Origin of the sequence: Streptococcus penaeicida (genome assembly GCF_002887775.1) — a bacterium.
GTDB classification, from domain to species: Bacteria; Bacillota; Bacilli; order Lactobacillales; family Streptococcaceae; genus Streptococcus; species Streptococcus penaeicida.
Genome location: NZ_LOCM01000063.1, coordinates 1 through 341 on the forward strand (window position 1 = coordinate 1; position 341 = coordinate 341).

The following is a 341-nucleotide window of genomic DNA, read 5'->3' on the forward strand; positions in this document are numbered from 1 at the left end:
TACTAAATCTCAGACTTACCGTCTCTTGAAATACCATTGGCGATTCTTTCAGAAAGACAGCGTAAACTCTCAGTTAAACCCTTTTACTGCAGAACCTTAGGTCAAACTGTAACTCCGAAGGAAGTGATTCATAAAGCTCTTAGTCATTGTGAGGAACTTCGTTACTGCTATGACCTCTATCAATTATTACTTTTTCATTTTCAAGAGATGAGAGTTGATGCATTTTTTAGTTTGATTGAAGAGAACTTAACAGTCACAAACAAAAACTTTAAAACAGTCTTTAAGACCTTCATAAAACATAAGACATATATCACTAATGCCCTCGAAACTTCTTATTCTAA

The 341-nt window shown here is 34.0% G+C and carries 1 pseudogene; it reads left to right on the forward strand.

What is annotated here, in order from left to right:
* Positions 1 to 341, forward strand: a pseudogene (locus AT575_RS10940) (ISL3 family transposase); the annotation flags it as partial.